Below are 6614 nucleotides of genomic sequence, written 5' to 3'. Positions count from 1 at the left end.
GCCCAGTGAAACGACGGATCCTCGCAACGTAAAATCATGCAGTTAGGCCTCATGAGAAAAGTGTACACCTGAGATGACAAGCATTTTCAACCAAAACTGGCATGGAAAAATAGCATGATTACCTATTATTCAACAAAGCCTGCCAAGTCAATGAGTTGGTCTGTCATTCCCGGTTGGCTGGCACGATAGGCATAGTCGAGCTGGAGGGTGCGTTTGCATGACTGACAACGGTAACGCTGATGGCTACAGGGCTTACAACGACGAACTTCCAAAAGCAAAACACATTGTTGGAAAGCTGTATACACAGCGTATTGAGCGTGCACATCTGACACTGCGTAACCGATTGCAACGGCTCAATCGCAAGACGCTCGGATATTCAAAATCATCCGAAATGCACGATAGGATCATCGGTACTTACATCTAACGCGAGTACTACGTTTGATGGGCTTTGTTGAATAATAGGTAATCATGCTGTTTTTCCATACCAGTTTTGGTTGAAAATGCTTGTCATCTCAGGTGTACACTTTTCTCATGAGGCCTAACTGCATGATTTTACGTTGCGAAGATCCTTCGTTTCACTGGGCTGCCAGCATAAAATCTATTTATTCAACAAAGCCGGCTGATAATGCAAAAAAAAAAAAGACTATTTCAAATGCAAACTCGCCTCAATTGCATTGAGGCAATTGCATTAATTTTTCCTACTTTGCATTTAACATTGTGTTGTAAAAATGAAAGGGATTCAATCAGGTGGTCCAGCACGCGTTACCGACGCCCATTACGCCGATCAAAACCACCGGGTGTTTCCATGGTGCGTTAAGCTACGAGGATTATTTGCAGGACCTCACCAAGGAAGAGTACGACAACCTCGGCAGCTATTTTCAGGAAATGTACGACCAGAAAGCACCGTATAATGCGGTCGTTTTGGACATGACGCAGGAAAAAGGGAAAATCAGCGGCAACATTTCCGTCGCGTTCCGCTACGCCAACCGGCTGGATGACGGTGAGTTTACCGCCCGCCAGATGAGCGATACGCAGGCGATTGGCCGCCGGGAAAGCAGCTTTGGCGGCACCACCAAGATCCTGTTTGCCTGCGTGAGCGATGACGAAATTCGCATCTCGACGTTTGATACGCAGGGCGAAAGCTACCTGTTCAACATGGTGATGACGCGGCAAGAGCCCTAACGTTCAAAACGCGCTGACGCCGGGAAGCTCGACCAGCTTCCCTCCTCCTGTTCAGGCTTCAGCCGCTTCATGCTCTCAATACCCATCAGATAGCGATACAGCGGCTCCAGTTGGCAAAAACCTTGTGCCCGCGTGGTGACCAAATCAGCAGAAAACAGCGCGTCCATACCTTGCCGCGTGGTCATGGCAGCGAAGTATTTACGGTTGTACCAGGTCGCCAATTCCGCAGGCTGATCCTTGATAAGCGGGCGTTTATAGCTTTCACCTTCCAGCGTAAACGTAGGCGCCAGACAAGCAGCCATTGCCAAAAAGGCCTGCGGGTTGTCGCGCAGCGTCTGGCGAAACAGCTCCATGGTATCGCGCGTGGCACTGTAGTATCCCAAGCCATAACGCCAGAAATCCGGACCCATTTCGAAAAAGTACACCGGCGCGTCCGTCCAGTCTTTACGCGGGCGTTTAAACGTCAGCCACATCTGGCTACGTTACCGGGATTTGTCGTGAGAAAAACGGGTATCACGATGGATACGCGACAAGGTGTTACCAATGGCGGGACGAATTTCAAACTGATCGTCGATCGGTAGCATCGTCAGGCTCAAATCATCGACCAACGCGCGAAACGGGGCAACCAGCGTCTCATCGTATATCGCACGGTTGTCGTCAAACCACTCTTTGCTGTTTTCCTGTCGAACCTGTTGAAGAAAATTCACGCTCTGCTGTGAGAAACCGTTGAACGTTGTCATGATGGTCTGCCATTGCTAATCCCTTAAATGGCAACCACGATAGCGCGCCCGGCGGTGAAATTCCACCGTCGGGCACACTGACATTACGCCGCGTTACCGGCCAGGAAGAAACGAAACGCCGGATTCTGGGTTTCGTCATGGCACTCGTATCCCAGCGCCTGCAAACGTTGCTCAAACTCCGGATCGCGCTCGGTCACTTCGAACGCCGCCAGCACGCGACCAAAATCGGTGCCGTGGCTACGATAGTGGAACAGCGAGATGTTCCAATGCGTGCCGAGCGTATGTAGGAACTTCAGCAGCGCGCCGGGAGATTCCGGAAAATCGAAGCTATAAAGCTGTTCCCGCAACGGCTTGTAAGGGCGTACGCCGACCATGTAACGCACATGGAGCTTCGCCATTTCATCATCGGAGAGATCGACCACCTGGTAACCGCCCGATGAGAGTTCTGCAATAATATCATCCCGCTCAGCGTGACCACGCGTCAGACGCACCCCCACAAAAATGCAGGCGTCCTTGTCATAGGCGTAGCGGTAGTTGAACTCGGTCACCGAGCGCCCACCCAGCAGTTGGCAAAAGGTCAAAAAGCTGCCCTTGCGCTCAGGGATGGTTACTACCAGCAATGCCTCACGCTGTTCACCCAGCTCACAGCGTTCGGAAACGTAGCGCAGGCCGTGGAAGTTGACGTTGGCACCCGACAGAATATGCGCCAGCCGTTCACCCTGAATGCCATGCTGCTGGATATACTTCTTCATCCCCGCCAGTGCCAGCGCACCAGACGGCTCTGCTATCGCCCTAACATCTTCAAAGATATCCTTCAATGAGGCACAAATCGCATCGCTATCCACGGTGATGACATCATCCAGATATTCCGGCACAGGCGGAAGGTTTCATCGCCGATGCGTTTGACCGCCACGCCTTCTGCGAACAGTCCAACGCGCGGCAAATCCACCGGGTGTCCGGCATCCAATGCCGCACGCAGGCATGCGGAATCTTCCGCCTCAACGCCGATCACTTTAATCTGCGGCATCAGTTGTTTGATCAACACCGCCACGCCGGCTGCCAGACCACCGACGGGTACAAACACGCGATCGAGATGCGCATCCTGCTGCAACAGCTCCATCGCCAGCGTTCCCTGCCCGGCAATTACGGCCGGGTGATCGAACGGCGGAATGAAGGTCATATGCTGCTCTTGCGACAGTGCAATCGCTCGGGCCTTGGCTTCATCGAAATTGGCACCGTGCAACAACACTTCACCGCCAAAACCGCGCACCGCATCCACTTTGATATCCGCGGTAGCAACCGGCATGACGATCAGCGCCTTGATGCCGAGCTTGCTGGCCGACAGCGCAACACCCTGTGCGTGGTTACCGGCGGAGGCCGTTACCACACCATGCGCTTTCTGCGCTTCAGTCAGGGTTGCCAACATGGCATAGGCACCACGCAGTTTGAAACTGTGCGCCGGCTGACGGTCCTCGCGCTTCACCACAATGGTGTTGCCAAGACGCGCCGAGAGTTATCCATCGGCTGAAGCGGCGTCACCTGCGCCACTTCATAGACCGGCGCGCGCAACACCGCACGCAAATACTCCGCGCCGCACGGAGCTTCGGGGAGAGGGAGTGATACCGCCATTGAACTTAGCCTCCCAGCTTGCTCTTATCGCGTACCGCTCCTTGGTCCGCGCTGGTTGCCAGACTGGCGTAAGCACGCAAGGCAAAGGACACCTGACGCTGACGGTTTTTCGGCGTAAAGGCAGCATCGCAGCGTGCCAGCTCCGCCTCGTGACGGCGTGCCAGTTCATCTTCCGCCACCACCAGTTCAATGGTACGGTTAGGAATATCAATGGCAATGATGTCACCCTCCTCCACCAGCCCGATAGTGCCGCCACTGGCCGCTTCAGGCGAAGCATGACCAATGGAAAGCTCAGAGGTGCCGCCGGAGAAACGACCGTCAGTGATCAACGCGCAGGCCTTACCCAATCCCATGGATTTCAGGAAGCTGGTCGGGTAGTGCATCTCTTGCATGCCCGGCCCGCCTTTCGGCCCTTCGTAACGGATAACCACAACATCACCCGCGACCACCTTACCACCCAGAATGGCTTCCACAACGTCATTCTGCGATTCGTACACTTTGGCCGTGCCACGGAACGCCAGGCTACCTTCATCCACACCGGCGGTTTTTACGATACAGCCTTTTTCCGCGATGTTGCCGTACAGCACCGCCAGACCGCCATCCTGGCTGTAGGCGTGCTCACGCGCACGGATACAGCCCTGTTCACGATCGGTATCCAGCGACTCCCAGCGGCAATCCTGTGAGAACGCCTGTGTGGTACGAATGCCCGCTGGCCCTGCGGAGTACATGCTTTTCACCGCGTCATCATCGGTCAGTATGACGTCGTAAGCGTTCAGCGTTTCCGTCAGACTTTTGCCCAGCACGTTGCGCACATCGCGGTTCAGCAATCCGGCACGATCCAGTTCGCCCAGAATACCGATCACCCCACCCGCACGGTGTACGTCTTCCATGTGGTATTTCTGCGTGCTCGGAGCCACTTTACACAGTTGCGGCACACGGCGTGACAGATGATCGATGTCGTCTATGTGAAATCCACTTCTGCTTCCTGCGCTGAGGCCAGCAAGTGCAGAACGGTGTTGGTGGAACCGCCCATGGCGATATTCAGCGTCATGGCGTTTTCAAACGCAGCCTTGGTCGCGATATTACGCGGCAGCGCGCTGGCATCATCCTGCTCGTAGTAGCGTTTGGTCAGTTCAACGATACGCGAGCCCGCGTTCAAAAACAGTTGGTTACGATCGGCGTGGGTCGCCAGCAGCGAGCCATTGCCCGGCTGTGACAGGCCCAGTGCTTCCGTCAGGCAGTTCATCGAGTTAGCGGTAAACATGCCGGAACAAGAACCGCAGGTCGGGCAAGCGGAACGTTCGATCTGATCGCTACCCGCATTGCTGACGTTCGGGTTAGCCCCCTGGATCATGGCATCCACCAAGTCCAGTTTGATCAATTGGTTAGAAAGCTTGGTTTTCCCGGCTTCCATCGGACCGCCAGAAACAAAGATCACCGGGATGTTCAGGCGCAGCGAGGCCATCAGCATTCCGGGGGTGATTTTGTCGCAGTTAGAAATGCACACCATCGCATCGGCGCAGTGGGCATTGACCATGTATTCGACAGAATCGGCAATCAGCTCACGTGATGGCAGGGAGTAGAGAATGCCACAGTGCACCATCGCGATACCATCATCCACCGCAATGGTGTTGAACTCTTTGGCCACGTCGCCAGCGGCTTCGATTTGCTCCGCCACTAGTTTGCCCAGGTCGCGCAAGTGCACGTGGCCCGGAACAAATTGTGTGAACGAGTTGACCACGGCGATGATCGGCTTGCCGAAATCGGCATCGTTCATTCCGGTGGCGCGCCACAGGGCGCGCACACCTGCCATGTTACGGCCATGCGTGGTTGTGGCTGAACGGTACTTAGGTATACTTTGTTACTCCAGTGTGTGTTTCATCCCCTTTCCTGCTCCCGTTCAGCGGCGACTGGCGTCTTGGGTTCGTGAAGCAAAGAAAAGGGGTGTATTAATCTTTCTTGTTACGATTACGGGTTAACCTGATCTAACCAGCCCCATTTGTCTTCGGTTTCGCCGGTAAACAGGCCGAAGAACGCTTTTTGTAATTTTTTGGTGACTGGGCCACAACGACCAATGCCAACCTGAATACCGTCCACGCTGCGCACCGGGGTGATTTCCGCGGCAGTACCGGACATAAAGACTTCATCCGCCAGATAGAGTGACTCACGCGACAGCACCTGCTCACGCACTTCCAGCCCCAGGCTCTGCGCCAGTTTGATAATGGCGTCACGGGTGATACCCGGCAGCGCTGATGAGGTGAACGGCGGGGTGAACAACACGCCATCTTTCACTTCAAACAGGTTTTCACCTGCACCTTCAGACACATAACCATTGACGTCCAACGCAATCCCTTCCTGATAACCGTGGCGACGCGCTTCGCTGCCCACCAACAGGGAGGAAAGGTAGTTACCGCCCGCTTTTGCGGCGGTTGGAATGGTGTTGGCGGCCACACGGTTCCAAGAGGACACCATGGCATCAATCCCCTGATCCAGTGCGTCTTCGCCCAGATACGCCCCCCAGGGAAATGCCGCAATGATGACATCCGTGACGTAACCTTCCGGCGGATTCACGCCCATGCCAACGTCGCCAACGAACACCAGCGGACGAATGTAGGCACTTTTCAGATCATTTTTACGTAGCGTTGCGCGGCAGGCCTCCATTAGGTCATCCACGCTGTACTGCACCGGCATACGATAAATTTTAGCGGAGCCGTGCAGGCGGCGCATATGTTCACGGTGACGGAATACCACTGTGCCTTTATGGGAATCGTAACAGCGCACCCCTTCAAACACGGACGTACCATAATGCAGCGCATGGGACATCACGTGTACTTTAGCTTCCGCCCACGGCACCATCTCACCATTGAACCAAATATAATCAGCTTTGCTTGTCATTCTCTTTATCCTTTCTAATGCCTTAAGGCGGCTTTGTTGAATAAATCAGAACTTGTGACGACTGCGCCCCATACGGGTCGATTGTTACGTGATGCGAATACTGTTCGGCATTCCTAATAGCGTGATCCGGTTAAGCGCTTTGACCATGGCCATGGCTTCACCCACCTG

General features: G+C 54.5%; 2 protein-coding genes and 6 pseudogenes. 2 read left to right on the top strand and 6 right to left on the bottom strand.

What is annotated here, in order from left to right; translation table 11 throughout:
• Window positions 1-140 precede the first annotated feature (140 nt).
• Window positions 141-242 (bottom strand): annotated as a pseudogene (locus QZ506_RS06975) (IS1 family transposase); the annotation flags it as partial.
• Window positions 243-244: 2 nt separating this feature from the next.
• On the opposite strand from QZ506_RS06975, the pseudogene QZ506_RS06970 reads away from it, so the two are divergent.
• Both QZ506_RS06970 and QZ506_RS06965 read left to right on the top strand, forming a co-directional pair.
• A pseudogene (locus QZ506_RS06970) lies at window positions 245-424 on the top strand (IS1 family transposase); the annotation flags it as partial.
• 323 nt (window positions 425-747) lie between these two features.
• Window positions 748-1182: a hypothetical protein gene (locus QZ506_RS06965; RefSeq protein ID WP_291970020.1), complete on the top strand. Its 435-nt coding sequence runs from the start codon at window positions 748-750 to the stop codon at window positions 1180-1182.
• On the opposite strand, the pseudogene QZ506_RS06960 reads toward QZ506_RS06965, so the two are convergent.
• The 5 genes and pseudogenes from QZ506_RS06960 to QZ506_RS06940 form a co-directional block, all read right to left on the bottom strand.
• A pseudogene (locus QZ506_RS06960) lies at window positions 1179-1925 on the bottom strand (DUF2461 domain-containing protein). The gene QZ506_RS06965 and the pseudogene QZ506_RS06960 overlap by 4 nt on opposite strands.
• An 80-nt stretch (window positions 1926-2005) precedes the next feature.
• Window positions 2006-3551 (bottom strand): annotated as a pseudogene (ilvA, locus tag QZ506_RS06955) (threonine ammonia-lyase, biosynthetic).
• 5 nt (window positions 3552-3556) lie between these two features.
• A pseudogene (gene ilvD / locus QZ506_RS06950) lies at window positions 3557-5406 on the bottom strand (dihydroxy-acid dehydratase).
• 113 nt (window positions 5407-5519) lie between these two features.
• Window positions 5520-6446 carry a branched-chain amino acid transaminase gene (locus QZ506_RS06945; protein ID WP_291970018.1) on the bottom strand — a complete coding sequence of 309 codons (927 nt, stop codon included), beginning with the start codon at window positions 6444-6446 and terminating at the stop codon, window positions 5520-5522.
• A gap of 84 nt (window positions 6447-6530) precedes the next feature.
• Window positions 6531-6614 (bottom strand): annotated as a pseudogene (locus QZ506_RS06940) (lipoprotein); the annotation flags it as partial.

Origin of the sequence: Candidatus Symbiopectobacterium sp., from assembly GCF_020054415.1 — a bacterium.
Lineage (GTDB): Bacteria > Pseudomonadota > Gammaproteobacteria > Enterobacterales > Enterobacteriaceae > Symbiopectobacterium.
The sequence above is the reverse complement of the archived record's forward strand: the minus strand, read 5'-3'. Positions and strand labels throughout refer to the sequence as shown.

What these genes read in the sequence shown, in the direction of transcription:
- QZ506_RS06945 (WP_291970018.1), bottom strand. Translation starts at nt 6,446, where the DNA reads ATGACAAGCAAAGCTGATTATATTTGGTTCAATGGTGAGATGGTGCCG.